Source organism: Shewanella sp. SG41-4, assembly GCF_014164505.1.
GTDB lineage: Bacteria > Pseudomonadota > Gammaproteobacteria > Enterobacterales > Shewanellaceae > Shewanella.
In genome coordinates, this window is sequence record NZ_JACJFI010000723.1 from 1 (window position 1) to 845 (window position 845).

Sequence of the window (845 nt, forward strand, 5' to 3'; positions counted from 1 at the left end):
GTAAGCGGTCAATGAACTGGTGAAGCTTATTCTGCTTCACCTAAATCAACATTCCACGGCAGCAAATCAGTCATATCATCTAATGGTGCACGCTTGGGTAATTCCGTAAAGAGATGACGGAAATAGTAGTAGGGATTCAAATCATTGGCACGGCAGGTCATCACCAGGCTATATAAGTTCGCACTGGCTTTAGCGCCACCCACCGACGTCGAGAACATCCAATTTTTTCGTCCTGTGGTAAATGGCCTTATATCTCGCTCTGTAACATTATTATCAATACTGATATCCCCATCTTCAAGATAGGTCAGTAATTTGGGCCACTGATTTATGGTGTAAGTGATGGCTTTGCCCAATGCCCCTTTAGGTAAAACATGTTGGCTGTTCAGCCAAGCATAAAATTCATTGAGGATAGGTTCGGCCTGTTGCTTTCTCAACTGTTGACGCGCTTGGGAAGTTAAGTGTTTTGCCTGTTTTTCTATCCCGTAAAGTTTGGCTATGTAACTGAGCGCTTTTTCGGGTTTACCTGCTTTTTTTGAAGGCGATGCTTTTTGAGCATCGGTAAATTTCCTTCTCGCATGTGCCATACAAGCGGCTTGAGTGACCTGTTCAAGCGTATTGTAAGCACTGTAGCCATCAGTCAGGAGGTAGCCTGAGTATCCCGTTAGGAAATCCTTTACACAGGCAGCGGCACGACTCGGTTGATAGTCGTAAATAACCGCTGGGTTTTCTGCAAATTCACCACTGCGGTAAACCCACATGTACGACTTAGTTTCGGCTTTTCTGTCTTCTTCTCGAAGGACTTGTACCGTTGTTTCATCGGCACAAATGAGTTTTTCGCTCAGGAG

Annotated in this window: 1 protein-coding gene; it reads right to left on the reverse strand. The window is 44.9% G+C overall.

Annotated elements, in window-relative coordinates:
• Positions 1 to 26 precede the first annotated feature (26 nt).
• On the reverse strand, positions 27 to 845 hold an 819-nt coding region (gene tnpC / locus H5202_RS23505; RefSeq protein ID WP_182774118.1), incomplete at its 5' end, for an IS66 family transposase.